General features: G+C 60.2%; 22 protein-coding genes and 1 riboswitch. Of the genes, 13 read left to right on the top strand and 9 right to left on the bottom strand.

Annotated features, from left to right (window positions below):
- Window positions 1-396: 396 nt before the first annotated feature.
- Entirely contained in the window at window positions 397-2,013 is a 1,617-nt protein-coding gene (nadB, locus tag AB9L16_RS06120; RefSeq protein WP_150742396.1) for an L-aspartate oxidase, read from the top strand.
- Here nadB and AB9L16_RS06115 read toward each other — a convergent pair.
- Together AB9L16_RS06115 and AB9L16_RS06110 are read right to left on the bottom strand one after the other, a co-directional pair.
- Entirely contained in the window at window positions 1,982-2,434 is a 453-nt protein-coding gene (locus AB9L16_RS06115; RefSeq protein ID WP_071174669.1) for a protein YgfX, read from the bottom strand. The genes nadB and AB9L16_RS06115 overlap by 32 nt on opposite strands.
- The gene (locus AB9L16_RS06110; RefSeq protein WP_007911418.1) at window positions 2,418-2,672 is read right to left on the bottom strand and encodes a succinate dehydrogenase assembly factor 2; all 255 of its coding nucleotides are present in this window, start codon (window positions 2,670-2,672) and stop codon (window positions 2,418-2,420) included. Before AB9L16_RS06110 ends, AB9L16_RS06115 begins: the two co-directional genes overlap by 17 nt.
- 150 nt (window positions 2,673-2,822) lie before the next feature.
- On the opposite strand from AB9L16_RS06110, the gene AB9L16_RS06105 reads away from it, so the two are divergent.
- Together AB9L16_RS06105 and AB9L16_RS06100 are read left to right on the top strand one after the other, a co-directional pair.
- Window positions 2,823-3,764: a folate-binding protein gene (locus tag AB9L16_RS06105; protein ID WP_341638682.1), complete on the top strand. Its 942-nt coding sequence runs from the start codon at window positions 2,823-2,825 to the stop codon at window positions 3,762-3,764.
- Window positions 3,765-3,798: 34 nt separating this feature from the next.
- The gene (locus AB9L16_RS06100; protein ID WP_016770675.1) at window positions 3,799-4,620 is read left to right on the top strand and encodes an HDOD domain-containing protein; all 822 of its coding nucleotides are present in this window, start codon (window positions 3,799-3,801) and stop codon (window positions 4,618-4,620) included.
- Window positions 4,621-4,749: 129 nt separating this feature from the next.
- On the opposite strand, the gene AB9L16_RS06095 is transcribed toward AB9L16_RS06100, so the two are convergent.
- Together AB9L16_RS06095 and AB9L16_RS06090 are read right to left on the bottom strand one after the other, a co-directional pair.
- Complete coding sequence (locus AB9L16_RS06095; RefSeq protein ID WP_024011993.1) at window positions 4,750-6,135, bottom strand: sensor histidine kinase; 1,386 nt, start codon at window positions 6,133-6,135, stop codon at window positions 4,750-4,752.
- On the bottom strand, window positions 6,128-6,799 hold the full coding sequence (locus tag AB9L16_RS06090) for a response regulator (protein WP_252885513.1): 672 nt from the start codon (window positions 6,797-6,799) through the stop codon (window positions 6,128-6,130). Before AB9L16_RS06090 ends, AB9L16_RS06095 begins: the two co-directional genes overlap by 8 nt.
- 444 nt (window positions 6,800-7,243) lie before the next feature.
- Between AB9L16_RS06090 and AB9L16_RS06085 the strand changes: the two genes are divergently transcribed.
- From AB9L16_RS06085 to AB9L16_RS06070, 4 genes are read left to right on the top strand one after another with little or no spacing between them, the layout of a single operon-like run.
- The gene (locus AB9L16_RS06085; protein ID WP_024011991.1) at window positions 7,244-8,221 is read left to right on the top strand and encodes a tripartite tricarboxylate transporter substrate binding protein; all 978 of its coding nucleotides are present in this window, start codon (window positions 7,244-7,246) and stop codon (window positions 8,219-8,221) included.
- 55 nt (window positions 8,222-8,276) lie between these two features.
- Window positions 8,277-8,735, top strand: a complete 459-nt coding sequence (locus AB9L16_RS06080) for a tripartite tricarboxylate transporter TctB family protein (RefSeq protein ID WP_095180598.1) — start codon at window positions 8,277-8,279, stop codon at window positions 8,733-8,735.
- A 1-nt stretch (window position 8,736) separates the two neighbouring features.
- Window positions 8,737-10,251 (top strand): tripartite tricarboxylate transporter permease, encoded by a 1,515-nt coding sequence (locus tag AB9L16_RS06075; protein ID WP_016771277.1) that lies wholly within the window; start codon window positions 8,737-8,739, stop codon window positions 10,249-10,251.
- Complete coding sequence (locus AB9L16_RS06070) at window positions 10,244-11,278, top strand: AbrB family transcriptional regulator (protein ID WP_056783516.1); 1,035 nt, start codon at window positions 10,244-10,246, stop codon at window positions 11,276-11,278. Before AB9L16_RS06075 ends, AB9L16_RS06070 begins: the two co-directional genes overlap by 8 nt.
- A gap of 119 nt (window positions 11,279-11,397) precedes the next feature.
- Here AB9L16_RS06070 and ung read toward each other — a convergent pair whose 3' ends face one another.
- Window positions 11,398-12,090 (bottom strand): uracil-DNA glycosylase, encoded by a 693-nt coding sequence (ung, locus tag AB9L16_RS06065; protein ID WP_252877641.1) that lies wholly within the window; start codon window positions 12,088-12,090, stop codon window positions 11,398-11,400.
- A 132-nt stretch (window positions 12,091-12,222) separates the two neighbouring features.
- On the opposite strand from ung, the gene AB9L16_RS06060 reads away from it, so the two are divergent.
- A complete protein-coding gene (locus AB9L16_RS06060; protein WP_375123245.1) occupies window positions 12,223-13,335 on the top strand; it encodes an enoyl-CoA hydratase/isomerase family protein in 1,113 nt (370 codons plus the stop codon).
- Between the two features lie 64 nt (window positions 13,336-13,399).
- Here AB9L16_RS06060 and AB9L16_RS06055 read toward each other — a convergent pair whose 3' ends face one another.
- From AB9L16_RS06055 to AB9L16_RS06040, 4 genes are all read right to left on the bottom strand, one after another.
- Window positions 13,400-18,931, bottom strand: coding sequence for a calcium-binding protein (locus AB9L16_RS06055; protein ID WP_375123244.1), 5,532 nt, complete (start codon window positions 18,929-18,931; stop codon window positions 13,400-13,402).
- A 2-nt stretch (window positions 18,932-18,933) separates the two neighbouring features.
- Window positions 18,934-19,788: a hypothetical protein gene (locus AB9L16_RS06050; protein ID WP_375123243.1), complete on the bottom strand. Its 855-nt coding sequence runs from the start codon at window positions 19,786-19,788 to the stop codon at window positions 18,934-18,936.
- 1 nt (window position 19,789) lies between these two features.
- On the bottom strand, window positions 19,790-21,034 hold the full coding sequence (locus AB9L16_RS06045; protein ID WP_375123242.1) for a glycosyltransferase family 4 protein: 1,245 nt from the start codon (window positions 21,032-21,034) through the stop codon (window positions 19,790-19,792).
- 196 nt (window positions 21,035-21,230) lie between these two features.
- On the bottom strand, window positions 21,231-21,614 hold the full coding sequence (locus AB9L16_RS06040; RefSeq protein ID WP_375123241.1) for a hypothetical protein: 384 nt from the start codon (window positions 21,612-21,614) through the stop codon (window positions 21,231-21,233).
- Between the two features lie 350 nt (window positions 21,615-21,964).
- Window positions 21,965-22,065, top strand: a riboswitch (guanidine-I (ykkC/yxkD leader).
- Between the two features lie 63 nt (window positions 22,066-22,128).
- Here AB9L16_RS06040 and AB9L16_RS06035 point away from each other — a divergent pair.
- From AB9L16_RS06035 to AB9L16_RS06015, 5 genes are read left to right on the top strand one after another with little or no spacing between them, the layout of a single operon-like run.
- Entirely contained in the window at window positions 22,129-23,196 is a 1,068-nt protein-coding gene (locus tag AB9L16_RS06035; protein ID WP_375123240.1) for a putative urea ABC transporter substrate-binding protein, read from the top strand.
- A gap of 18 nt (window positions 23,197-23,214) precedes the next feature.
- A complete protein-coding gene (locus AB9L16_RS06030) occupies window positions 23,215-24,030 on the top strand; it encodes an ABC transporter permease (RefSeq protein ID WP_375123239.1) in 816 nt (271 codons plus the stop codon).
- Window positions 24,027-24,815, top strand: coding sequence for an ABC transporter ATP-binding protein (locus AB9L16_RS06025; RefSeq protein WP_041478877.1), 789 nt, complete (start codon window positions 24,027-24,029; stop codon window positions 24,813-24,815). The genes AB9L16_RS06030 and AB9L16_RS06025 overlap by 4 nt, the downstream gene beginning before the upstream one ends.
- Before the next feature lie 13 nt (window positions 24,816-24,828).
- The gene (locus tag AB9L16_RS06020) at window positions 24,829-25,554 is read left to right on the top strand and encodes an urea amidolyase associated protein UAAP1 (protein WP_375123238.1); all 726 of its coding nucleotides are present in this window, start codon (window positions 24,829-24,831) and stop codon (window positions 25,552-25,554) included.
- An 11-nt stretch (window positions 25,555-25,565) separates the two neighbouring features.
- Window positions 25,566-26,207 carry an urea amidolyase associated protein UAAP2 gene (locus AB9L16_RS06015; protein ID WP_016771291.1) on the top strand — a complete coding sequence of 214 codons (642 nt, stop codon included), beginning with the start codon at window positions 25,566-25,568 and terminating at the stop codon, window positions 26,205-26,207.
- Window positions 26,208-26,430 lie beyond the last annotated feature (223 nt).

The following is a 26,430-nucleotide window of genomic DNA, read 5'->3' as shown; positions in this document are numbered from 1 at the left end:
CGCGAATAATCTTGTTATCGGTTTCGCCGGCAGGAATCCAAACGCAGATTCCGCACTGAAGCCGACACTGTCCCTGGTTTCTGGCACCGTCTATTGATCTTGGGCCTTTGGCAAAAGTTCCAATTATTTATAGCCGTACCCACCTGACATTGCGCAACCCTGCTCGGAAAAGTCTGTTTCAGCGCCGATACAGGTGTCTTTTTCCCAAACCGGCAAAAAAACTTCCGACGAAGCACAGCGCTTTTTACCGCGCAGTAGTCTCACAATGCCATCTGGGCCTGGCTATTGTGCCGCCCAACCCCTCTATATACTAGTGGGCTGTGTGGCTGTCTTGACTCGCCGATCCAGCTGTCTTGCGCCAACCCCGACCCGGGTCGCTTTGAGCGGAATCCTGAAATGAGCCAACAGTTCCAACACGATGTTCTGGTGATTGGCAGCGGTGCTGCCGGTTTGACTCTCGCTTTGACCTTGCCCGGTCATCTGCGCATTGCCGTATTGAGCAAAGGCGATCTCGCCAACGGTTCGACATTCTGGGCCCAGGGTGGCGTTGCCGCCGTGCTCGACGATACCGATACTGTCGAATCCCACGTCGACGACACCCTCAACGCCGGCGGCGGCTTGTGTCACGAAGACGCTGTGCGTTTCACCGTCGAGCACAGCCGCGAAGCCATCCAATGGCTGATTGACCAGGGTGTGCCGTTCACCCGCGACGAACAGTCCGGCACTGAAGATGGTGGTTTCGAATTTCACCTGACACGCGAAGGCGGCCACAGTCATCGGCGCATCATCCATGCTGCAGACGCCACCGGTGCCGCGATCTTCAAAACCTTGCTGGCCCAGGCCAAAGAGCGCGAGAACATCGAACTGCTGGAACAGCGGGTGGCCGTTGATCTCATCACCGAGCGCCGCTTGGGCATGGAAGGCGATCGCTGCCTGGGCGCTTACGTGCTGAACCGCGCCACGGGCGAAGTCGACACCTACGGCGCACGTTTCGTGATTCTGGCCTCGGGCGGCGCAGCCAAGGTCTACCTTTATACCAGCAACCCCGACGGCGCCTGCGGTGACGGCATCGCCATGGCCTGGCGCTCCGGTTGCCGGGTGGCGAACCTGGAATTCAACCAGTTCCACCCGACCTGCCTGTATCACCCGCAAGCCAAGAGTTTCCTGATCACTGAGGCGTTGCGTGGCGAAGGCGCGCATTTGAAGCTGCCCAACGGAGAGCGCTTCATGTATCGCTTCGACAAACGCGCCGAGCTGGCGCCTCGTGACATCGTCGCGCGGGCCATCGACCATGAAATGAAGCGCCTGGGTGTCGACTGCGTATATCTCGACATTAGCCACAAGCCAGAATCGTTCGTAAAAACTCACTTCCCGACTGTTTATGAACGCTGCCTGGGCTTCGGCATCGACATCACCAAACAACCGATCCCGGTGGTCCCCGCCGCGCACTACACCTGTGGCGGAGTGATGGTCGATCAGCACGGTCGCACCGACGTGCCCGGCCTCTACGCCATCGGCGAAACCAGCTTCACCGGCCTGCACGGCGCCAACCGCATGGCCAGCAATTCGCTTCTGGAATGCTTCGTTTATGCCCGTTCGGCAGCAGCGGACATTCTTGCGCAACTTGATGAGGTCGCGGCGCCAAACGCCCTGCCCGCTTGGGACGCCAGCCAGGTCACCGACTCGGATGAAGACGTGATCATCGCGCACAACTGGGACGAGTTGCGCCGATTCATGTGGGACTACGTCGGCATCGTGCGCACCAACAAGCGCCTGCAACGGGCGCAGCACCGGGTGCGTCTGCTACTGGATGAGATCGATGAGTTTTACAGCAACTATAAAGTCAGCCGCGACCTGATCGAGCTGCGCAATCTGGCACAGGTTGCCGAATTGATGATCAGCTCAGCCATGGAACGCAAGGAAAGTCGTGGCCTGCATTACACCCTCGACTACCCGGATATGCTGCCCGAAGCGCTCGACACTATTCTGGTGCCGCCCACCTACGCCGGCTGAACTTGAGCCGCACTCGCAGGCGTCGGTGCAGATCCGCCGCCTGCGAGTCACGTGGCACGCAGATCGACCTGACCCGCCACTCTCCGCGAAGGCGAAAGCGCAGCACCACGATCAATGGCAGCGCCAGACTGTCCGGGCGCAATTGCACTGCTTGCCAGCCATCAGCCTGATTCCACACCTGCCAGCCATCGCCATCGCGCCGCAACCCGCAAAATGCTTGCGGATGGTTCAGCAGAATCTGCCGTGGCAGCATCCAAAAACCGTGCAGCGCACAGGCGCAAGCGCCGAGCAGACTGGCCCAGAGCGGAATCGACAGCAGACACAGCGAACCCATGGCGAACGCCTGGGCCAACAGATACGCCGCCAGCAACTGCCGTGAGGCATGCCAGCGGCATTCGAACGTATTACTTGGGCTGGACACGATCCAGAATCATCCGGACCATGCGTTGCAGCTCCGGATCTTCCGACTCGCTGCGCTCCATGAACCAGCCGAACATATCCTGATCCTCACAGGTCAGCAAACGCACGTACAGATCGCGATCCACTTGATTCAACGTCGCGTAAACCTCCTGCACGAACGGCACCAGCAGCACGTCAAGCTCAAGCATGCCGCGACGGCTGTGCCAAAAGAGGCGATTCAGTTCAACTTGTTCGACCATGGAGCCCTCCTCGAATTTGCCGGGCAGTATACAGCCCCGGCGCGGGCCGCACAGTCGGCTTTGGTCGGGGCCCCCTGATCCTTTATCAACTACCCATTTCAACCCTGCCCCCTTATGATGTGCCCCAGTCTATTTACCCTGCGATGACCCATGGCCGATTCTGCTTTTTTCTGCACCCTGTCTCATGAAGGCGTACTCGCGGTTCGCGGTGCGGACGCCGGAAAATTCCTGCAAGGCCAGTTGACCTGCAACATCAATTACCTGAGCGACACCCGCGCCAGCCTCGGCGCCCGCTGCACACAGAAAGGCCGGATGCAGTCGAGCTTCCGTATTCTGCTTGAAGGTGACGGCGTGGTGATGGCGATGGCCAGCGAGCTGCTCGAGCCGCAACTGGCCGACCTGAAAAAGTACGCGGTGTTCTCCAAATCGAAACTGACCGATGAAAGCGCCGCCTGGGTGCGCTTCGGTCTGGCACATGGCGATGCAGCCCTGACCAGCCTCGGTCTGGCATTGCCCGCCGAAACCGACAGCGTTGTGCGCCATGAAGGCCTGATCGCAATTCGCGTTTCGCCCGAGCGCGCCGAACTCTGGGTGCCTGCCGCTCAGGCGCAAAGCGTGCAAAGCCAACTGTCGACCGCCCTGCCTGAGGCCGAACTGAATCAATGGCTGCTGGGCCAGATCCGCGCCGGTATCGGCCAGGTCATGCCTTCCACTCGCGAGCTGTTTATCCCGCAGATGCTCAATTTGCAGGCGGTCGGCGGCGTGAGTTTCAAGAAAGGCTGCTACACCGGCCAGGAAATCGTCGCGCGCATGCAGTACCTGGGCAAACTCAAGCGGCGCCTGTACCGCCTGCGCCTCGACGCGGCCGAGTTGCCGGAGCCCGGCACTCAGTTGTTCGCGCCCAGCCACAACAGCTCGATCGGCGAAGTGGTGCTGGCGGCCAATGCCGAGGGAAACATTGAACTCCTGGCCGTGTTGCAGGCCGAAGCTGCCGAAGCCGGTGATTTGCGTCTGGGCGCCCTCGAAGGCCCCGCGTTGCACGTGCTCGACCTGCCTTACGAACTGGATCGCGACCGCGAAATCCAGCGTTGATCGCAGCATTGTTGCAACACCCTAGAGAGTCCAAATGAGCGAACTGGCGGAAAAGGTCCAACAGGATTTGGTTGCGGCCATCGATAACGATGACCTGGTTCTGCCAACGTTGCCGGAAGTGGCCCTGCAGATTCGCAAGGCCGCCGAGGATCCGGAAATCAGCGTCAGCGATCTGAGCAAAGTCATCGGCCGCGACACCGCGCTGTCGGCGCGCCTGATCAAAGTGGTCAACAGTCCGCTGCTGCGCGCTGCGCAGGAAGTCACCGACCTGCACACCGCCATCACCCGTTTGGGCATCAACTACAGCAGCAACCTGGCGATCGGTCTGGTGATGGAGCAGATCTTCAATGCCCGCTCCGAGGTGGTCGAACAGAAGATGCGCGAAGTCTGGCGCAGCAGTCTGGAAATCGCTGGCGTCAGCTATGCCCTGTGTCGTCGTCACACTCAGCTCAAACCCGATCAGGCGGCACTCGGCGGGCTGGTGCATCAGATTGGCGTGCTGCCGATTCTGACTTACGCCGAAGACCACAATGAACTGCTCTCTGATGCGGTCAGCCTGACCCATGTGATCGAGCAGATTCACCCATTGCTCGGCGAGAAATTGCTGCGGGTCTGGGAGTTTCCCGAGCGCCTGGTGCATTTGCCGTTGCTGTATCAAGACTTCAGCCGCGACTCGACGCGCATCGATTACGTCGATGTCGTGCAAGTGGCCAATTTGTATTGCCGCAAGGACACCGATCATCCGTTTGCGCGGATTGACCCGTTTAGCGTGCCGGCGTTCAGGAAGCTGGGGATTGATCCGGAGAACAAGCAATTTTGCGCGGATCTGGAAGAATCGCGGTCGATGTTCTACTGACCTGTAGTGAGGGGATTTATCCCCGTTGGGTTGCGAAGCGACCCTAGACTCTGCGATCCGAACCGCGACTGCTGCGCAGCCGAGCGGGGATAAATCCCCTCGCCACAAAAACCCCTGGTCACAAAAGTATTACCCGGCAATAAAACTGACCCGCACCTTCAACCCTGCCTGCTCGCCATCATGCAAGGTGATCTGCGCCAGATGCGCGCGACAGATCTCGCCGACAATCGCCAAGCCCAGACCTGAACCGGCAACCTGCTGATTGCGCCGATAAAACCGTTCGAACACTCGATCACGCTCGTGCAGCGGGATGCCTGGCCCGTCGTCCTCAACCTCAAGCACCGCCGGGGCCGTGACCCGCAGAATCACATTGCCGCCCGATGGCGTATGCGCCAGCGCGTTGTCGACCAGATTGCTCAGCAGCTCATTGAGCAGCGTCGGCTCACCGCGCAGCCACACCGGTTCATCCGCTTCAAGCGCCAGCGCCACGCCGCGCTTGTGCGCCAAAGGCGCCATGGCCATGCCCAGCTCTCGGGCCAATTGACTCAGATCGAGCAACTGCGCGCCGCCCTCGGCAATCGCCCGCGCACCGTTTTCGACACGGGCCAGCGACAGCAGCTGATTGGCCAGATGGGTCAGGCGGTCGGTGCTTTGTGCGGATGATTCCAGCGTGGTGCGCCAAGTCTCCGGCTCGTTCGAGCGCAGGCCCAATTCCAGGCGTGCCTTGAGTGCCGCCAGCGGCGTGCGCAACTCGTGAGCGGCATCGGCGATGAACTGCGCCTGCCGCTCGAACTGGCCGCGTAGCCTTTCGGTGAAATGATTGAGCGCGCGGACCAAGGGTCCCAGTTCATGCTGCACTTCCACCAACGGCAGTGGCCGCAAGTCGTCGGGCTGGCGTTCCTCAACAGCGGTTCTTAACCGCTCCAGCGGGCGCAACGCCGCACTCACCGCGAACCACACCAGCAGCAATGCACCCACGGCCAGCATGCCCAGGCGCAGCAACGTATCGGCCGCCAGACTGCGCGCCATACTGACTCGCGCTTCGTCGGTTTCGGCCACGCGGATTTCCGCCATGCCGTTCATGTTCGGCTCGCTTACGGCCTTGAGCAGACTGACCACACGCACGTTCTGGCCGTTGTACTTCGCGTTGTAAAAGCGCGCGAGCGCCGGATAGCTGTCGGTACGCGGCGTGCCGGGCGGTGGCCCGGGAAGATTTTCGTAGCCGGAAATCAGCTTCTGGTGAATGTCGTTGACCTGGTAATAGATGCGCCCGGCGCTGTCGTAGGCGAAGGTGTCCAGCGCCACGTAAGGCACATCGGCGCTGAGGCTGCCATCACGCTGCGACAACCCGGCAGCGATGGTGCGTGCCGAGGCCAGCAGCGTGCGGTCATACGCGGTGTCGGCGGCTTCGCGACCGTTCCAGTAAGCGCTCAAGCCGCTGGCGAGCATCAGCACCACCAGCAACCATCCAAGGTTCCACAGCAACCGCCAGCGCAGGCTGCTGGGCTTATGCATCGCGGCTTTCCAGCAGATAGCCGAGGCCACGGAAGGTGACGATGGCCACGGACTGGCCATCGAGTTTCTTGCGCAAGCGGTGCACGTAGATTTCGATGGCGTCGGGGCTGGCTTCTTCATCGAGGCCGAACACCTGCGCGGCCAGTTGTTCCTTGCTCATCACTCGCCCCGGCCGCGCGATCAACGCTTCGAGGACGGCTTGCTCGCGTGAGGTGAGGGTCAGCAGTTCGTCGCCGAGGGTGAAGCGCCGCGTATCGAGGTCGTAAGCCAGCACGCCACAGCGCTGCTGACGCTCGCCGCCCAGGACACTACGGCGCAGCAAGGCTTTGACCCGCGCTTCCAGTTCCGTCAGTTCGAACGGCTTGGCCAGGTAGTCGTCAGCACCGAGATTGAGGCCATGCACGCGATCCTTGACGTCGCTGCGCGCAGTCAGCATCAACACCGGCAGGTTTTTGCCGCGAGCACGCAGCCGCGCCAGCACCTCGAAACCGTCCATGCGCGGCAGACCGACATCGAGGATCGCCACGGCGTATTCCTCGCTGCCCAACGCCAGGTCGGCGGCCACGCCATCGTGCAACACATCCACCGTCAGACCGGTGCTCTTGAGCGCCTGAGCGACGCTTTCGGCCAGTTGCAAATGGTCTTCGACGAGCAGGACACGCATGGTTTTTTACCTCGTTCAGGGTTGGCCAACGCCACGCTTTGTCGCGGAGTTTACAGCCGCAACCGCCGCTGTGAAGCCCGAAAACCGTGAAAGACAACTGAAAGGTTGTTGAAAGGTTAGCCGGTTAGAGTCGGCCCACGGACAGTTTCGACTGTCGCCGCTGCCGCCACACAGCGCAACGCAAAACGCCATGAAGCGTTTTCGACTCATAAGAACAATAACGGAGTACCCCAGCATGCCCTCCATGCGCACCGAGGCTGTAATGCCTGCTCGCCTAGCTCGATTCCACCGTTGCACCGTCGGCTTCTCGCCGCAGTCCAGTTTCCCCTCCGTTGTTTCAGTCGTTGCGCGCGCGCCGCGAGAAAACTGCGCCTGCCGCTAGGTTTTCGCGTTGCCCTTTGGTCATTCGGTCCATCCATAACAACAACTCCTCTGGAGACTCAAATGAACGTATCACTGCGTAAAGTTGCTCTCGCCGCTGGCGCGATGCTGTTTGCCGGCCAACTCATGGCCGAGCCAAAACGTCCGGAATGCATCGCCCCCGCCTCCCCCGGCGGTGGTTTCGACCTGACCTGCAAACTGGTGCAGAGCGCACTGGTCAACCAGAAGTTGCTGAGCAAGCCGATGCGCGTCACCTACATGCCCGGCGGTGTCGGCGCGGTGGCGTACAACGCGGTGGTCGCGCAACGTCCGGCGGATGCCGGCACGCTGGTCGCGTGGTCGAGCGGTTCGCTTTTGAACCTGGCCCAGGGCAAGTTCGGCCGCTTCGATGAAACCAACGTGCGCTGGCTCGCGGCCGTCGGCACCAGCTACGGCGCCATCGCAGTGAAAAGCGATTCGCCCTACAAGACCCTCGACGATCTCGTCCAGGCGTTGAAGAAAGATCCAGGCTCGGTGGTTATCGGCTCCGGCGGCACCGTCGGCAGCCAGGACTGGATGCAGACCGCACTGATCGCCAAGGCCGCCGGCATCAACCCGCGCGAGCTGCGTTATGTGGCACTCGAAGGCGGCGGTGAGATCGCCACGGCCCTGCTCGGCGGCCACATCCAGGTCGGCAGTACCGACATCTCCGACTCCATGCCGCACATCCAGAGCGGTGACATGCGCCTGCTCGCGGTGTTCTCGGACAAGCGTCTCGACGAACCGGAAATGAAGGACATCCCGACCGCTCGCGAGCAAGGCTACGACATCGTCTGGCCGGTGGTGCGCGGCTTCTACCTCGGGCCAAAAGTCAGCGACGAAGACTACGCCTGGTGGAAAGACTCGTTCGACAAACTGCTGGCTTCCGACGAGTTCGCCAAGCTGCGCGATCAGCGTGAGCTGTTCCCGTTCGCCATGACCGGCCCGGAACTGGACACCTACGTGAAGAAGCAGGTCGCCGACTACAAAGTGCTGGCCAAAGAGTTCGGCCTGATCCAGTGATCGTCTCTGTCTAGTGGCTGCGTCTCCTACGCGGGGACGCAGCACAGGAGCTCCCATGCTTATTCAACGCATTTTCGCCTCGGTGTTGCTGCTGGTGTGTGCCGGCCTGGCACTGATGGCGTGGCCGTACCAAGCGGCTTTTTCCTATGAACCCGTCGGCCCACGCGCCTTTCCGCTGCTGATGCTCGGCCTGATGGGCCTGGCGCTGCTGTACATGGTGGTTCGCCCGGCACCCATCAAACACAACCCGGATGAGCCGCCGCTGGATCGCGAAACCCTGACCAAGATAGGTCTGTGCGTGGTGTTGTTGCTGGTGTTTGCCGGCACCTTCGAACCCCTTGGCTTCATCGTGGCCAGCATCATTACCGGCGTACCGATGGCCCGTCTCTATGGCGGCCGCTGGCTGCCGAGCGTGGTCATCATCAGCCTGATGGCGGTTGGTCTCTATCTGCTGTTCGATCGCTTGATGGATGTTCCGCTGCCCCTCGGCCTGCTCAGCGTCCTGGAGAACTGATATGGATACCCTTGGCTATTTGGGTCAGGGCTTCGGCGTCGCGCTGAGCCCGTACAACCTGGTGACCGCACTGTGCGGCACCCTGATCGGCACCGTCGTCGGCCTGTTGCCGGGCCTTGGTCCGATCAATGGCGTGGCGTTGCTGATTCCGATCGCGTTCGCACTCGGCCTGCCGCCGGAGTCGGCGCTGATCCTGCTCGCGGCGGTCTATCTGGGCTGCGAATACGGCGGCCGGATCAGCTCGATCCTGCTGAACATTCCGGGTGAAGCCTCGACTGTAATGACCACCCTCGACGGCTACCCTATGGCCCGCAAAGGCATGGCCGGTGTCGCGCTGTCACTGTCGGCGTGGAGTTCGTTCATCGGCGCGTTCATCGCCACCTGCGGCATGGTCCTGTTTGCGCCGCTGCTGGCGAAATGGGCGATTGCCTTCGGACCGGCGGAATACTTCGTGTTGATGGTATTCGCGATTGTCTGTCTCGGCGGCATGGCCGGTGATCGACCATTGAAGACCTTTATTGCGGCGCTGATCGGCCTGTTCCTTTCCACCGTCGGCATCGACGCCAACAGTGGCGTGTACCGCTTCACCGGCGACAACATTCACCTGACCGACGGCATCCAGTTCGTCGTGCTGGTGCTGGGTCTGTTCTCGATCAGCGAAATCCTTCTGCTGCTGGAAAAGACCCACCACGGCCAGGAAGCGGTGAAAGCCACCGGCCGGATGATGTTCAACTTCAAGGAAGCGGCGTCGGTTTTCGTCGTCAACGTGCGCTGCGGCGTGCTCGGTTTCATCATGGGCGTGCTGCCCGGTGCCGGCGCAACGCTCGCCAGTGCCGTGGCCTACATGACCGAGAAGCGCATCGCTGGCACCAGCGGCAAATTCGGTGAAGGTGATCCGCGTGGTCTGGCCGCGCCAGAGACCGCAATCGGCGGCGCGGCGTGCGGCGCTCTCGTTCCGATGCTGACCCTCGGCGTTCCGGGTTCGGGCACCACTGCGGTGATGATCGGCGCGCTGTCGCTGTACAACATCACCCCGGGTCCACTGCTGTTCCAACAGCAACCGGACATCGTCTGGGGTCTGATCGCGTCGTTGTTCATCGCCAACGTGATGCTGGTGATCCTCAACATCCCAATGATCCGCGTATTCACTCGCATCCTCGCCGTGCCGAACTGGGCGCTGGTGCCGATCATCGCGATCATCACCGGGATCGGCGTTTACGCTGTGCACGCGACCACCTTCGATCTGTTCCTGATGATCGGTATCGGCATCTTCGGTTACATCCTGCGCAAGCTGGATTTCCCGCTGTCGCCGCTGCTGCTGGGCTTCATCCTCGGTGGCTTGATGGAGCAGAACCTGCGTCGCGCGCTGTCGATCTCCAATGGCGCGCTGGAGATTCTCTGGTCGAGTCCGATCACCTTCGGTTGCTGGATCCTCACCGCGATCATGCTGCTGATGCCGCTGATTCGCATCTGGCGTAAACGTTCGGCGGCACGGCGCGTCATTGCCGATGTTTGATCGCTTGTCCCTGAAAGCCTGGTGGGGCACCCCGCTGGTCGGTCTGCTTGGCGGTTTCATCGCCAGCCAGATCGGCTGGCCGCTACCGTGGATGGTCGGCTCGTTGCTGGCGATCATCCTGGTGCGCTGCCTGACGCCGTGGCAACTGGCGGAAATCCCTGGCGGGCGCAAGTGCGGCCAGTGGATCGTCGGCATCGGTATCGGCCTGCACTTCACCCCGTTGGTGATGGAACAGGTGCTCAGTCATTTCGGTTTGATCTTCTTCGGTGCATTGGTCACCAGCCTGTCGGCGGTGGTCGGCGTGTGGCTGATGCGCCGCACCGGCGAGGATCGCGCCACGGCTTTTTTCTCAAGCATGCCCGGTGGTTCCGGGGAGATGGTCAACCTCGGCGCGCGTAACGGTGCACTGCTCAGCCATGTCGCGGCCGGGCAGAGTCTGCGGGTGTTGGTGGTGGTGTTGTGCGTGCCGGCGGCGTTCAAGTATCTGCTCGGTGACGGCACGCCGATTTCTCATGCAGGCAGCGTCGATTGGCGCTGGCTGGCAATTCTGTTTCCGGCGGGCGCCCTGCTTGCCTGGCTCTGGCAGCGTCTGCGCCAACCCAATCCATGGCTGTTCGGGCCGTTACTGGTCAGTGCGGCGGTGAGCATTACGTGGGATCTGCACATCGGTTTGCCCAATGGCGGCAGTCAGATCGGCCAATGGCTGATTGGCAGCGGTCTGGGCTGTCACTTCAATCGGCAGTTCTTCCGCCGCGCGCCGTCGTTCATGGGCCGGACGTTGATCGGCACGGCGCTGACCATGTTGATCGCGTCGCTGGCGGCGCTGGGCTTGAGTGCATTGACCCATCTGGATCTGCGTTCGCTGACCCTGGGCATGATGCCGGGCGGGATTGCCGAAATGAGTCTGACGGCGGAGACCCTGCAACTGTCGGTGCCGCTGGTGACGGCGATGCAGGTGATGCGGCTGTTGTTTGTGCTGTTTCTGGCGGAGCCGTTGTTCAAATACTGGAATCGTCATCCCGCCTAAGTCTGCGAGATCGGGTCGCTCTTTTCGCGAGCAGGCTCGCTCCCACAGGGGGTTTGTGGCTTGCACACAATTCCTGTGGGAGCGAGCCTGCTCGCGAAGGGGCCAACCCGGTCGACACATCAAATCGGTGGCAAGCGCCAGTCGATCGGCGTTTCGCCATTCTGTTCGAGAAACTTGTTGGTCCGGCTGAAATGCCCACAGCCCAAAAACCCGCGATAGGCCGACAACGGCGACGGATGCACCGAGGTCAGCACCAGGTGCTTGGTCGCGTCGATCAGCTTCTGCTTGCTCTGCGCATGGGCGCCCCAGAGCATGAACACCAGATGCGGCTGCCGCTCGCTGACCACCTCAATGATGCGGTCGGTGAAGTGTTGCCAGCCCTTGTCCTTGTGCGCGTTGGCGTTGGCGCGCTCAACCGTCATGGTGGTGTTGAGCAGCAGCACGCCCTGTTCGGCCCAGCTCTGCAGGTAGCCGTGGTTGGGAATGTCGATATTGAGGTCGCGTTTCAGCTCTTTATAGATGTTGACCAGCGACGGCGGCGCCGGCACGCCCGGTTGCACCGAGAAACACAGACCGTGGGCCTGGCCCGGGCCGTGGTACGGGTCCTGGCCGAGGATCACCACTTTCACCTTGTCCAGCGGCGTTGAGTTCAGTGCGTTGAAAATCAGCGGTCCCGGCGGATAGATCTCCTTGCCGGCTGCCCGCTCCTGCTGCAGAAAGCTGCGCAACTCTGCCATGTAAGGCTGGTCGAACTCAGCACGCAGTGCCTCCTTCCAGCTCGGTTCGAGTTTGATACGGTCGTCAGCAGTCATGGTCATTTCCGGCAAAAACAATGGGGCGAACCCTAGGAAAGCCGACCACGCTTGTCAATTGATCTGACGCAGATCCGGCACTTTCCCCCATAGCGATCATACTGATCGCTCAAATTTCCGATCGAGGTCACGATGAATCTGCACTTCGAAGAACTTACCGGCACCGACGGCGCACGCATCGGCATCGCCAGCCTGGATGCCGAAAAATCGTTGAACGCGCTGTCACTGTCGATGATCAACGCCCTCAGCGACAAATTGAACGCCTGGGCCAATGACCCGCAAATCGTCTGCGTGCTGCTGCGCGGCAACGGCGCCAAAGCCTTCTGCGCCGGCGGTGAGGTGCGCAGCCTGGTCGAAGCCTGCCGCGCTCACCCCGGCGAAGTCCCGCCGCTGGCCGCGCAGTTTTTCAGCGCGGAATACCGCCTCGATTACAGCCTGCATACCTATCCGAAACCGCTGATCTGCTGGGGTCACGGTTATGTGCTCGGTGGCGGCATGGGCCTGTTGCAGGGCGCGAGCACGCGGATCGTCACGCCGAGCAGCCGTCTGGCGATGCCGGAAATCACTATTGGACTGTATCCGGACGTCGGCGCCAGTTGGCTTCTCGCCCGATTGCCGGGCAAGCTCGGCTTGTTTCTCGGCCTGACCGGCGCGCACATCAACGGCCGTGATGCGCTGGATCTGGACCTGGCCGATCGCTTCCTGCTCGACGAACAGCAACCGCAATTGATCGAAGGCCTGCTGCAATTGAACTGGCAGGAACAGACCGCCATGCAGCTCAACAGCCTGCTCAAGGCTCTGCAGCAGGAGGCACTTGAGCAAATGCCCGAAGCGCAGTGGCTGCCGCGTCGCCAGCTGATCGACGAACTGCTCGACGTCAGCGACGTCACCTGTGCGTGGAAAGCCATCAGTCTGCACCGCGACAGCAGCGATCCATTGATCGCCCGAGCGGCGAAAACCATGACCGAGGGCTCGCCGCTGACCGCGCATCTGGTCTGGGAACAGATCAGCCGCGCGCGGCACATGTCGCTGGCCGAAGTATTCCAGATGGAATACACCCTGAGCCTCAATTGCTGCCGCCATCCGGAATTCAGCGAAGGCGTGCGTGCGCGGTTGATCGACAAGGATCAGAAGCCGCACTGGCACTGGCCGGATATCAGTAGCGTGCCGGATGCGGTGGTCGAGGCACACTTTCATAAAGTCTGGGAGGGACGGCATCCGTTGGCGGATCTGACCCAGTATTGAGGTGACGCGAGGCCCGCGATGGCGACTGGATTGCCATCGCGGGCCGGCTCAATCGGTCGTCTTGTCAGACATTCAGTCCGTAGAACTCAATGAATTCCTTCATGGCCCGCTGCGCTTCATCGTCGCCCTTTATCAAAATATCCTCGACATCCCTTAATGGCGGAAGCGGGTGCAGGCGCTCGGCAATCTGCGTCGCGCTGTAGTCTTGAGTCGCTGTTCCTTCGCTGACTCTTATGAAGCCAATAGCGTTTTCACCTTCGGCAAAATGCCTGGAAACCCGGATTTTCGGTGCCATGCCGTAGTCGACCACGATCACCAGATCATCACGCTCACGGTGAAACTTCAGGTTGTCGATCGTCAGCATGCGCTCGGAAAAATCGATCCCGTCCAGGCCGCCTCCGTTGTTGATGATCACGTCTCTGCCGAGGCCATCGTATCGGTAGATATCATTTCCCGCGCCGCCGGCCAGCGTGTCATTGCCCGGCCCACCCAGCAGCAGATCATCCCCGGGGCTGCCCGTGAGCACGTCATCCCCCTGCATCCCTCGGATCTCCCCCGCGCCGCTTATCGTGTCATTGCCGCGACCGCCCACGAGTGGCAGCGCTCGTCCGTCTCGCAAGGAAGTTGAACAGGTGGGATGGTTGACGATGACACCCTTATGAAAAGTCTCGGGCGCAGGTCCCAGCTGACTTGATTCCAGGAGCTGCTTCAAACTTGCGACCGACCCATCGGCGAACTTGACGAGCTCAATACCGGCGCCCTCAAGTTCACCGCTGTGGGGCCAGACGATGCGGACTTTCTGTGTCCCGCCCCATTGGATATCGAGTGTCGGATGAAGCATTTTCGCTCTCGGCGGGTTGCGGTAAGCCGCGCGATCCGGGTTGGGCTCCAGCTCGACATGGGTGGTCTCTATCAGCGCAGCACTCCAGCTCAATTGCAGTGCATCGCGCTGCGCATCTGCTGGAAGAACGACCGTGTCCTGATCGATCAATCCGTACTCATCTTTCCACCCCGCTACGCCTACTTCTGCGCGGTGGAAAACAGGGTTCGGCACATCCGCAATCGTGGTGGTCGCTGCGGCGTGCGCTTGCACGATGTAGGTGTCGGCGCCGTCTTCGCCGTAAAGCCAGTCATCCCCTGCCCCGCTGACCAGATAGTCGGCGCCCTCGGCGCCCAGCAAGGTATCGTCACCTGCACCTGCGGATAAAAACGCGCCCGGTGTTCTGTCGCCGACAGTGCCGTAGTCAAGTGGGGAGCCTGCATAAGCGACAATCAGATCGTCTCCCGCGCCGCCGTGGAAAACGTTTTCCACTTCGACGTTGACTCGCCCGCCGGCATCGTTGCCATGGACGATTTTGCGTTTGATCGTTTCAGTTGTGACATCCCAGCGAAACGCCTTGGGCACTGTTGCGCCCGAACTGAAGCTTGCCGCCGGATAGACGTACCAGCCTTCAAGCGCGCCGGATTCCTTTCGGCCCTCAACCAATACGTCGCCCGTATTGAATGAAAACCCGTTGGCCGAACCGGATCGATAATAGCGAGGCGCCTGAGCAGAGGAAGGCATTGCTCCCTCGGCTTTCACCGGTTTATGTTCGACACGGGTTGTGGTTGTCGACTGCCTTTCACTGACCACGGCGTGCCCTGCATCAACCTTCATCCATGGCGGCGTTTCAGACAGTGTCCCCGCTTCGACGCTGCCATCGATCAGCTCGGTGTGAGTGGTGTAACCGGTGTCGCTGGTAGTGATATGGCTGCGAACCCAGACGCCTTCCTCATTCAAGGTAAAACCTGTGGCGTGTCTGCGGGCGGAGCGTTTTGACTTGATTTGCGCGAGGAACTCATCGGTCCAGTTGACCGCTTGAACAGATGCCACCAGGCCTTGCGCCGCAGCGGTTCCATCGTCTGGCTTAACCGGATCCACAACTTTGCTTTCAGGGGTTGCCGGGGCGGTGACAGGTTCCGGTACGGGTGGCTCGGACATCTCTATCGGTGGCAATGTTTTGCGCAGGACATCTGCGTAATCAAGTACCACGCCGTCGCTGAAATTGAATGTGGAATCCTTCCACCGCTCGTGATTCTTGATGAGTATCGCGTCGCCCGTGCCATTGGCCAGTCGCAAAACCGTGCCGACGGTAACTTCGATAACGTCGGCCTTCAGGCTTTGCGCGCAAAACCCTGCACCGAACCTGATGATGTTGCGGCCGCCGGCATCGGTGACGATATCCAGGCCGTCGCCAGCGCCGAAATAGTAGATGTCGGCGCCATCCATGCCATCCAGCACGTCAGCACCTGGACCGCCATCAAACACGTTGTCGCCAGAATCGCCGCGAAGGTAGTCCGTCCCCTCTCCGCCCAGCAATGTGTCGTTGCCGACGCCACCGAGCAACGTGTCGTTACCTGAGCCACCGTGTAGATAATCGGCATTCTGCTCGGCCTCAGCGCTGTTTTCGTAATCGCCGGCAAGGATGTCGTCACCCGCGCCGCCGTACAGCGTGTCGGCACCGAAACCACCCTGTAACGTATCGTTTCCTTCGCCGCCCTGAAGCACGTCGTTGTTGCTCCCGCCCGGTTGCAGGTCAGACACATCGCCATCGAGGAAATCAGCCCCTGCGCCACCCACCAGCGTATCCGCGCCACCCATGCCGCGCAGGGTGTCATTCCCCGCGCCGCCATCGAGAAAGTCGTTGCCGTGATAACGAACCGGATGGTCAGGGCTGTCGCCGATCAGATCGTCATGGCCTTCGCCGCCGAAGAGCAAATCATCGCCACCGCCGCCCCAGAGCGTGTCATCGCCGAGGCCACCGTCCAGCAGATCATCGCCAAAAAAATGCGCGGCATCGCCTTCGACGCCGTCCAGTACGCCGTCATCACCCTGCAAAATGTCGTTGCCAGGGCCGCCATACAAAGCGTCGCTGCCACCGTTACCGCCGAGTGAATCATCACCACTGCCGCCGTCCAGCACATCGTTGCCATGGTGTCTGCTGGGCAGGCCACCGCCCCAATCGAGGTTGTCACCAAGCATCACGTCGTTGCCGCTGCCACCGGTCAGGGTGTCGTTACCTTGATCGCCTTTGAGAAAATCGTTGTCAGCTCCGCCGTCAAGCAGGTCCTCCCCCCAGCCGCCGTCGATAAAGTCCTTGCCACCCTGACCGTACAGCACGTCGTCACCGCCCTCGGAGGCACTGTTTATCGAGGCCTTTGAAAAGACCGTTCGGTGACTCGTCACACCGCCAGCAATAGTGAAGGTAGCGTGTTTGACCGCCCAACCCTGCTCCAGCGCACCGGTGGTTTCGTCTCCGGATAACACATCGTCGCCAGCACCACCGATCAAGGTATCCCGGTCATTGCCACCGAGCAGAACATCTCGGGATGCCGTACCGATAAGCAAATCGTCACCTTGCCCGCCGTCGAGCCAGTCTCCGCGACTTGCCTTGCCCTTGGCGTCACCGTCGGCCATAGCATTTTCGAGCGTCGTCTGCTTGTCGCCGAATAACCGATCGTCTCCAGCCTTGCCGAACAATCGATCAGAACCGCCCAGGCCGAGAATGACGTCGTCTGCGGCGGAACCGTAAAGTACGTCGGCCTTGTTGCGCTGTTTGACCTTGGGCAGCAGCACCACGTTGCCCAGCTCATCAAAGGAGGGCTGATCGCCGGGGACAGTGGGATCGGCGTCTTTGGCTTTCCAGTCGCCCTGAAGCGTCAGATCCGCAGCAGTGAGCGGCTGCCCCTCGTATTCAGGGAGGCGGATGCCAAGCATCCCGGGCTGGAAGTTTTTGATCACCACCAGATCGCCCTGGCCGTATTTGATGTTGAGGGTGTTTTCAACAAGCGCCAGGGTGATGGACCGATTCTCGGTAGACCAGATGTTGCTCAGAGGCGCGCGGCGTTTGAGTGCGGGAATCGGTGCGCCATTGATCCACAGCTGCCCATTGGCATTGGCATCAAGAATCTCGTCGAGGCCATCGCCGCTGGCGAATTCATAACGGTCGTTGCCTTCGCCCCCGATCAAAGAATCGTTCCCCTTTCCTCCGATCAGAACATCATCACCGGCCATCCCGTACAACACATCATTGCCGTCACCTCCGGTTAGCGAGTCATTGCCGCGACCACCTTCAATGACATCGTGACCGGCCATCCCATCGATGGAGTCATTGCCCTCGCCGCCATACAGATGATCGGCATTGGCGCCACCAGCGAAAGATCGCCCGCCGTCATCACCGAACATGGCCAACGAGTTCAGCACTCCGGTGGTCATCGGCGCCTGTTTGCCGGAGGCGAGATCGGAGTAGGAAAACTGCTGCAGCGAGTGTTCTCCAAACGAGCCTTGGGTTCGGGCAATCAAACGGGCGAGCATCTGCGCACGATCCGCCAGCCACTGCGCGGTGATAAAGCCTTCGCCAGTGTGCGGATCGTAAAGCTCGAGGTTGCGGTCGGGATAACCGTCGGCTCGCTCTATGACGACTTCACTGAGTTGCTGCAAAGAGTTGCGCAACGCCAGACCGAGCGGCGTCGCCTCGGCTGCCAGTTTCGCCCATGCATTGGCATTGCCGAACTCGCTTATTGTCCGGGTGACGATGCTTTGCGACTGCTCTGGGGAGAATGCCGAGAAGAAGGCGTAAGCGTTGCTGGCGAAAGTGTCGTTGGTAGTGGGTATGGCAGCAGAATCGCCGTCGTAAGTGCGCTTGAACATGTCGAGAAATTCGTTCTGGCCGTAGCGCAAGATCAGCTCGACCACGGCGGCAACGGGCGTGCCTTTGACTACATGCTGAATCAGCGGATTCACACTGCCACTGGCCAGCGCGATATTGATTTGCTCCGGAACCACTGAAAGCAGACTTTGCAGTGGATTGACGCCGAAATTACTGATCGCCGCTCGCAGGCCGACGCTGTAGGCGTCGATGGCGAAGAGAATGTTTTTATAGTCGTCGAGCCGGTTGGGTTTTGCCTGAGTGGGTGGGCCGTCATCTTCCGCATTCGGGTCGCCAGCAGAGATCAGTCTCCACGTTTCATAGGGAGGTTTACCGCCCAACAGGCTGAATCCGACTGTTCCAGACCAGCCGGCATTGCGTTTCACGGCGGTATCGTCCTCCCCGCAAACCTCCTTGAACAGGGCCTCGCCAATCGCGCTGGCGTCGATTTCTGCGATCTGGCTGATTGACGGAACAGTCCAGGGTGCCAGTTGACCGGCAAGGGATCCGTTGATCAGGGTATTGATGAAATTGACGGCAACCTGGTTGGATGAAAGCTGCATCAGGTCTTCACTGAAAATTGTATTCAGTCTGAGTTCACCCTGGCGGGAGGTGTAACCACGAATCAGGGCAGAGTAGGCACCGTTTCCACCGTTGGCATCAATGGCCACGGCAAGCCAGAGTCTGGCGCTTTTCAGCACTTCTCCGGCCTCTTTATCGGCAGTTACAACGTCAGAAACTTTTTCACCAATAATGTCGAATAGCTTTTGGTACAGGGGGGCGCAGCTTGCCCCTGCTATTTTCAGCGCATCGTACTGAATTCGTTTTGAGCTCAGCCTCATTCCTTTGCAAATATTAGCCGCGTTGAAAATCTCTGATTTTTCCATGTCGCTAAAAACATAACTCATTGTTACTTCCTTGTAATAACAGCCCGTGAAAGATAACCACTGAGATACTTGAGCATCTCAGGTGCTTCGCGTAATGACGCTAATCCGAGTTTTACGCCACCGTGCCCACCAGCGAAGTCGAAGTTATCCAGATTGATAGCGCAGAAGAAATTCAGTTTGTCGAAATCAAGATTTTCCAATTCAGTTCTGCTGAACCTTGCCAGTTTCTCGTCAGTCAGCTTTTCCTCCGAAGCCGGGCGAATCAAGCCGTCACAGTTGATCAACCGAGGGGTTCCATCTCGCCGCGGCCAGCCAGTAATGACAAACGTTCTAACCGAATCTTCATTCTTGAAATGCGGCGGAGGTGCATCGAGCCAAATCTCCAGCCCCGGATAATTCTTTAGTTTCACAATCAACTCATCCGGCCAGTTGACGTGCCGATAACCCCGCTCATGGGGTTCGGTGGTTTCTTTCCTGGTAAAAAGTCCGGCGTTCAATTTATAGAGCCGCCAACTTTTGGGGATCGACTCTGCGCGCTGATCCTGGTACCGGTGCAGCCCCGTCCCGGTCCACCAGAAAAGCCCCTTCAGAGCAATCGCCAGACACGCTTTCTTGTTGACCATTTCAGGCATGCCTACGTAAAACTCAGGGACCAGCGTCTTATCTATATAGGCGCCGCCTAATATCGGCACTTGCTGCATGCTCGCCAGCTTGTTCTGGCAAGCTTTCTCGTTTGCCTGGTGAATAGCCGCCGACTCGGCAGTTTGTTCTTTGCGAATATAAAATTCCGCTACGCAGTAACAGACATAAAAGAACAATCCATACTTCAACAACCTTTTAAACCACTTGATCGCCTGCTTACGCGACTTCCTGGACATTTCAAACCTCCCGCTCAAACTGCGGAACGGTTGGTATGTCGCTATGCCCGGATATCGCGCTTGCAAAAACCTCAAAATATTGGCTCACGCCCGATTCCACACTGAACCGACCTGCCGTCAACTTCGCGGCGCTGGCAAGACCACCGTACTCACCTGCCGACTTCAAAACCTTGCTTACACTTCTGGCAATTTCTTGATGGTCAAAGAAATCCACCAATATTCCATTAGCCCCCTCGACAATGACTTCCCTTACCGGAGCCGTATCCGACGCAACAACCACACAACCGGACGCCATCGCCTCCAGTAACGACCACGACAAGACAAACGGATACGTCAAATAGACATGGACTTTGGAACATGCGAGAACCGCACGGTAAGTCTGGTAAGGAAGTTTCCCTGTGAAATGCACTCTGGAGTGATCGAAACTGACCTCCGCCTCCATCCTGCTGCGCCAATCCGGGTACCCGACCGGCCTACTCCCATAACTGACGCCATCACCGCCAACCACGATGATCTGCGCATCGGGGCACTCGGCCTGAATAAGCGGAATAGCTCGCATGAAACTGTGAAAGCCGCGATAAGGCTCAAGGTTTCTGGCGACATAGGTAACGATAGGCTGTCCGGCTTTGAGCTCGATTCCATTGGGCAGTCTGACTGCCCCGACTTTCGCCAGGTCAGAATTTTGAATCACACCTTCGTGAATGACCCGAATCGCCGACCGGTAAGCGGCCGGAAACAGGCTGCGCTGCCACTGCGTAGGCGCGATTGCGATATCGCATTGTTGAAGATTCAACAGATGCAGCGAGTTGAGCACCCGCAGCCGTGACGACTCCCTTGCGGCTCGACGGTATTCAGGGTCGAACCCGCAATCGGCGCCCTGCGCTCGATAGTAATACTCGCAATAGTGAATCAGCGGCGTATCGGCATAGACGTCCTTGGCAAACAGCGTCTCTCCCCATCCGGGATGAGCAAGAATCACGTCTGGCAGATAGCCCGAACGTTTCAGCCTGCCCAGGATTTCAAAAACTTTCTGCCCGTCGATCACCGCTTGTTCGTAGCGGATCAGATACGGGTGAATATTGCCGGGCGCTCGCCCCGTCGCTCGATATCGATGGATTTCCACCCCGGCGACGCCCGGTGCAGTGTCCCGACCTATCGCCATAACCTCATCACCGCGCTCCAGCGCTGCCAGCACCACATGACGGAACTGACCGGGAAAATTTTGATGAATAACCAGTAGCTTCATAGCGCTGAACGTCCATTTTTCGCCGCTATCGAGCTGAGGATTGCTCGCCTCGTTCGGCATCCACGAACGCTAACAAACACCACGAAATGAAACTGTAGGACGCTTCCGGGATTGTCCTAGGAGATGGCCAACGAAAGGACTTTTCGACGGGCAAAAAAAAGCGGCGCTTGATGCGCCGCTTGTTCGTTGCGGTGATTTACCAGCGGTTGCCACGGCCGTTGTAGTCACGCCGACCGCTGTGGCGATCATAGTTGCCGCGACCGCGGTGGTCATTGTCCCAACCGCCGCGACGGTGGCCGTCCCAGCGTCCGCGATCATTGCCGTGCCAGCGACGGCTTTCGTAGTAACGCGGGGCCGGTTGGTAGTGCCGCGGCGCCTGGTAATAACGCGGTTGCTGGTAGTACCGCGGCTGGGTGTAATAGGTGCCGCCGCTGCGGTAATAGGAGCCGCCACCGCTGTAATAGGCCGGTGCGGGTGATGTGTAGACCTCTGACCTGTAGTAGCTGTCTCCATAGGAATAAGGAACGCATCCGCCAAGGGAAAAAAGCATCACGGCAAGCAGTACGATTCGGCGATACATGGCGGCCTCCTGGACCGCGGGTTGGCCACACCAGCGACGCTGGCAGGCGACCGTCAGCAATTGCGTGACTGTCGAAGAATCAGACAGCGGTTTCGGAATCTGGTGCGTTCCTGCAACAAGTTGAAACAAGTGATTATGAAATCTTGTTTATCCGCAAAATCAGCGATCAGTGATGCGTAAACGCGCTGCATGACGGTGCAACCACGCACCACCACGATGCGCTGTCGCTCGCCCCGCTCACCTCGGCAATCCAGCAGATCCCCGCCGCAGAGGCCTCGGCCCGACTTGGCACGCCTCTCGCTTTAGCAAACCCGTGCAGGAGTCATCACAGGTTCGCGGCACCACAATTTGCAATGGCTGACTAGGGTTCCGGCTCGCAATCGCGAGTGGCTGGTCCGAGAGTTGGCGACCTCCAGTTGAGGTTACACGGCGGGACAAAAGCCCGGGAGACAAGCCACCGTTCGCGGTGCCGCGTTGCCTTCCTGTCCGCCCTCGATCAACTGGAGAATCCGCAATGATCCGACTACGTTTCCCCGCCCTGCTCGCCGCCGCCTTCGCCGCGCTCATCAGCACGCAATCTTCCGCCGCCCAGAAAGACCACTTCAGCGTGTGCTGGACGATCTACGCCGGCTGGATGCCATGGGAATACGCTGGCAGCCAGGGCATCGTCGACAAATGGGCGAAGAAATACGGTATCAAGATCGACGTCGTGCAGCTCAACGACTACGTCGAATCGATCAACCAGTACACCGCCGGCCAGTTCGACGGCTGCACCATGACCAACATGGATGCGCTGACCATTCCGGCTGCCGGTGGTGTCGACAGCACCGCGCTGATCGTCAGCGATTTCTCCAACGGCAACGACGGCATCGTGCTCAAAGGCGAAGGTAAAAAAGTCGCCGATCTGAAAGGCATGGACGTCAATCTGGTCGAACTGTCGGTCTCGCATTACCTGCTGGCCCGGGCACTGGACTCGGTGGACCTGACCGAGAAAGACCTGAAGGTCGTCAACACCTCCGACGCCGACATTGCCGCCGCGTTCAACACCGACGACGTCAACGCCGTGACCACCTGGAACCCGATGCTCTCGGATATCAAAGCCAAACCCGGCGTCACCGAAGTGTTCAATTCCAGCCAGATCCCCGGCGAGATAATGGACATGATGGTGGTCAACAGCGCCACCCTCAAAGACAACCCGGCGCTGGGCAAAGCGCTGACCGGGGCGTGGTTCGAAGTGGTCGCTTTGATGAACGCGAAAAGTGCCGCGAGCAAAGCTGCGCTGGAGCACATGGCCAAGGCCTCGGGAACTGATCTCGCCGGCTTCCAGGCGCAACTGGACACCACAAAACTGTTCGCCACGCCGAGCGAAGCGCTGAATTTCGCCACCAGCAAACAACTGCCGGACACCATGCGCAATGTCGCCGAATTCTCCTTCGAGCATGGTCTGCTCGGCGAAGGCGCGAAGGACCCGAGCGCGGTGGGCATGTCCTTCGCCAACGGCGTGACCAGCGGCGACACCGCCAATCTCAAGCTGCGTTTCGATCCGACCTACGTGCAGATGGCCGCCGACGCCAAGCTGTAAGCCACGGAGGATTTGGCCATGCCCCTGATCAATCGCCACCCTGATCGCCCGAGTCGCCTGTTGCTGGTGATCCTGCCGTTCGCGCTGGTGCTGTTCGCCTACTTCACAGGCTCGGCCGAGCGCCTGGCGGACAACCCCAACGACAAACTGCTGCCCAGCGCCGTGCAGATGAGCGACGCGGTAAAACGCCTGGCCTTCAACGCCGACAGCCGCACCGGTGAATATCTGTTGTGGCAAGACACCGCGTCGAGTCTGCTCCGTTTGGCCATCGGCCTCGGCATCGCGGCGCTGGCGGGTCTTTGCCTCGGTATCGCGGCGGGCACCCTGCCGCTGTTCGGCGCGCCGTTGTCGCCGTTGCTGACGGTGCTGTCGATGGTGCCGCCGCTGGCGATCCTGCCGATTCTGTTCATCGTCTTCGGCCTGGGCGAGTTATCGAAAGTCATGCTGATCGTAATCGGCATCACCCCGGCGCTGGCCCGAGATCTGGAACAGCGTGCCCGCGACATTCCGGTCGAACTGCTGATCAAGGCGCAGACCCTCGGCGCCTCGACCTGGACACTGATGCTGCGCGTGGTATTGCCGCAGTTGTTGCCGCGCTTGCTGATCTCGCTGCGCTTGATGCTCGGTTCGGCGTGGCTGTTCCTGATTGCTGCCGAAGCGATCGCTTCCACCGATGGCCTCGGCTACCGGATCTTTCTGGTGCGGCGCTACCTGGCGATGGATGTGATCCTGCCCTACGTGGTGTGGATCACCCTGCTCGCCTGGCTGATGGACTGGGGCTTGAAACAGCTGACCCAGCGCGCTTTCCCTTGGTACGAGGGAGCGGCGAAATGAGCTTCATCACAGTAAAAAACGTCTGGCAGCAGTACGCCGATCAAGTGGTTCTGGAAGGCTTGAACCTGAACGTCAACGAAGGCGAGTTCTGCACCTTGGTCGGCGCCTCCGGTTGCGGCAAATCGACCTTCCTGCGCCTGTTGCTCGGCCAGGAAAGCGCCAGTCGCGGGGAGATTCTGCTCGACGGCCAGCCCTTGGCCGGCGAACCGGATGCCAGCCGTGGCGTGGTCTTTCAGCGCTACTCGGTGTTCCCACATCTGAGCGTGCTCGACAACGTCGCCCTCGGTCTCGAATTGCCGCGCGCGCCCTTGCTCGGCCGACTGTTCGGCAACGCCAAACGCGAGGCGCGCGAGCAGGCTGCAGCCCTGCTGAGCAAGGTCGGGCTCGGCCATGCGCTGGACAAGTACCCGGCACAGCTGTCCGGCGGCATGCAGCAACGCTTGGCCATCGCCCAGGCGCTGATCATGAAGCCGCGCGTGTTGCTGCTCGACGAGCCGTTCGGCGCACTCGATCCGGGCATTCGCAAAGACATGCACGCGCTGCTGCTGGAGCTGTGGCGCGAGACGCAACTGACGGTGTTCATGGTCACCCACGACCTGTCCGAAGGCTTCAGCCTCGGCACGCGTCTGCTGGTGTTCGACAAGGTGCGCCTCGACCCGCACGCCCCCGGCGCCTATGGCGCCCGCATCACTTACGACATCCCGTTGAACAGCGACCGCCGCGCCCAGCGCGCCGCCGTCGAGGCCCTGCCGCTGCCGCTGGCGGGCACCCTTCGCACTGCTTGAGAGGACTGCTGCAATGACTGATTCAATCCAACTCTTCCCACCCTTCGCTGAAGAACTGCTGCCGGGCGGCGGCCACCGTTCGTTCGTGCTCAAGCGCGGCCAATTGCTGCGCCTGACCGACCTGCGCGGCGGCGCCAATGCCAGCCTGACCTTGCTCAATGCCCATGAAAAAACCGAGCGGCTGAACCTGCCCGACAGCCTCAAATGCCAACACACCGCCAAGCTCACCGCCGGCCACTGCCTGTACTCGGACATGGGCCGCGTACTCGCCGCGATCACCGGCGACACCTGCGGTTGGAGCGACAGCCTCGGCGGTGTGCTTTGCGCACAGGAAGTCGCCGAAAAGTACGGCCAGGGCCGCTACCAGGAACTGCGCAACGGCTTCTTTCGCAACGGCACCGACAACCTGCTGGTGGAACTCGGCAAGTGGGGCCTGGGCCTGTCCGACCTGCTGATGACCCTGAATCTGTTCAGCCGCGTGAACGTCGATGAGGCCGGGCGTTTCCACTTCGTCGAGGGCAATTCGAAGGCAGGTGACTACATCGAGTTGTACGCGCCGATGGACACCCTGGTGGTGCTCACCGCCCTGCAACATCCGATGGACCCGTCACCCGAATACGCCCCGAAACCCTTGAAGCTGAGCTGGATGAACGCCGACGCCAGCGTCGCCGAACACTGCCGCACTTCGCGCCCGGAAAACGAGCGCGGCTTTATCAACACCGACCGTTTGTTCGCCTGAGGATCGCTGCCATGTCACTCGCAATCGCCACTTCGCACAAGCAAGCCGACAGCGCGATCTACCGCGCGACCATTCCCGCCGGCGAGCCCTGGCTGATGGAGGTCAAGGCCGGGCAGACCCTGCGCATCCTCGATCTGGAAGGCAATCAGGCAGTCGACACTTTGTTCTACAGCCTCGCCAACCCGAAGGAACGCTACGACGTGCAACGCACCTTGCGCCGGCAGAACAGCGTCTACCTGAGCACCGGCAGCGTGCTGTATTCCAACCTCGGCCAGCCGATGCTGACCATCGTTGCCGACACCTGCGGGCGCCACGACACCCTCGGCGGCGCCTGCGCGCAAGAGAGCAACACCGTGCGCTACGCCCTGGAAAAACGCTACATGCACAGCTGCCGCGACAACTACCTGCGCGCCTGCGCCCACGACGGCCGATTGAGCAAGAGCGACATCGGGCCGAACATCAATTTCTTCATGAACGTGCCAGTGACGGCGGACGGCGGGCTGACTTTCGAGGACGGTATTTCGGCGCCGGGCAAGTATGTCGACTTGCGCGCCGAGATGGACGTGATCGTGCTGATTTCCAACTGCCCGCAGTTGAACAACCCGTGCAATGCCTACAACCCGACCCCGGCGGAGTTGCTCGTATGGAACTGACCATCAGCCGTTTACGCCGTTGGCTTTTTGCCCTGTGCCAGGCGCGTTCCGGGCAGTGCCTGAAACCTTCAAGGCACTGATAGTCCTGTGGGAGCTGGCTTGCCAGCGATTGCGGTGTTTCAGTCACCAACAATGTTGGATGTGCCGACCTCATCGCTGGCAAGCCAGCTCCCACAGGAGTTTGTGGTGGGTTTGAGTGAAGTGTGTTTTTTCCATCCGGGAC

The organism is Pseudomonas sp. LW8, from assembly GCF_041956865.1.
In the GTDB taxonomy this organism is placed as follows: domain Bacteria; phylum Pseudomonadota; class Gammaproteobacteria; order Pseudomonadales; family Pseudomonadaceae; genus Aquipseudomonas; species Aquipseudomonas siliginis.
This window is presented reverse-complemented; position numbering and strand designations above follow the sequence as displayed.

Bases quoted from the DNA above. Each gene is read 5' to 3' on its own strand.
- AB9L16_RS06060 (WP_375123245.1), top strand. From the start codon at position 12,223: ATGAATCTGCACTTCGAAGAACTTACCGGCACCGACGGCGCACGCATC.
- AB9L16_RS06070 (WP_056783516.1), top strand. From the start codon at position 10,244: ATGTTTGATCGCTTGTCCCTGAAAGCCTGGTGGGGCACCCCGCTGGTC.
- AB9L16_RS06040 (WP_375123241.1), bottom strand. From the start codon at position 21,614: ATGTATCGCCGAATCGTACTGCTTGCCGTGATGCTTTTTTCCCTTGGC.
- nadB (WP_150742396.1), top strand. From the start codon at position 397: ATGAGCCAACAGTTCCAACACGATGTTCTGGTGATTGGCAGCGGTGCT.
- AB9L16_RS06075 (WP_016771277.1), top strand. From the start codon at position 8,737: ATGGATACCCTTGGCTATTTGGGTCAGGGCTTCGGCGTCGCGCTGAGC.
- AB9L16_RS06080 (WP_095180598.1), top strand. From the start codon at position 8,277: ATGCTTATTCAACGCATTTTCGCCTCGGTGTTGCTGCTGGTGTGTGCC.
- ung (WP_252877641.1), bottom strand. From the start codon at position 12,090: ATGACTGCTGACGACCGTATCAAACTCGAACCGAGCTGGAAGGAGGCA.
- AB9L16_RS06050 (WP_375123243.1), bottom strand. From the start codon at position 19,788: ATGTCCAGGAAGTCGCGTAAGCAGGCGATCAAGTGGTTTAAAAGGTTG.
- AB9L16_RS06035 (WP_375123240.1), top strand. From the start codon at position 22,129: ATGATCCGACTACGTTTCCCCGCCCTGCTCGCCGCCGCCTTCGCCGCG.
- AB9L16_RS06025 (WP_041478877.1), top strand. From the start codon at position 24,027: ATGAGCTTCATCACAGTAAAAAACGTCTGGCAGCAGTACGCCGATCAA.
- AB9L16_RS06085 (WP_024011991.1), top strand. From the start codon at position 7,244: ATGAACGTATCACTGCGTAAAGTTGCTCTCGCCGCTGGCGCGATGCTG.
- AB9L16_RS06095 (WP_024011993.1), bottom strand. From the start codon at position 6,135: ATGCATAAGCCCAGCAGCCTGCGCTGGCGGTTGCTGTGGAACCTTGGA.
- AB9L16_RS06055 (WP_375123244.1), bottom strand. From the start codon at position 18,931: ATGAGTTATGTTTTTAGCGACATGGAAAAATCAGAGATTTTCAACGCG.
- AB9L16_RS06030 (WP_375123239.1), top strand. From the start codon at position 23,215: ATGCCCCTGATCAATCGCCACCCTGATCGCCCGAGTCGCCTGTTGCTG.
- AB9L16_RS06015 (WP_016771291.1), top strand. From the start codon at position 25,566: ATGTCACTCGCAATCGCCACTTCGCACAAGCAAGCCGACAGCGCGATC.
- AB9L16_RS06110 (WP_007911418.1), bottom strand. From the start codon at position 2,672: ATGGTCGAACAAGTTGAACTGAATCGCCTCTTTTGGCACAGCCGTCGC.
- AB9L16_RS06020 (WP_375123238.1), top strand. From the start codon at position 24,829: ATGACTGATTCAATCCAACTCTTCCCACCCTTCGCTGAAGAACTGCTG.
- AB9L16_RS06045 (WP_375123242.1), bottom strand. From the start codon at position 21,034: ATGAAGCTACTGGTTATTCATCAAAATTTTCCCGGTCAGTTCCGTCAT.
- AB9L16_RS06100 (WP_016770675.1), top strand. From the start codon at position 3,799: ATGAGCGAACTGGCGGAAAAGGTCCAACAGGATTTGGTTGCGGCCATC.
- AB9L16_RS06105 (WP_341638682.1), top strand. From the start codon at position 2,823: ATGGCCGATTCTGCTTTTTTCTGCACCCTGTCTCATGAAGGCGTACTC.
- AB9L16_RS06090 (WP_252885513.1), bottom strand. From the start codon at position 6,799: ATGCGTGTCCTGCTCGTCGAAGACCATTTGCAACTGGCCGAAAGCGTC.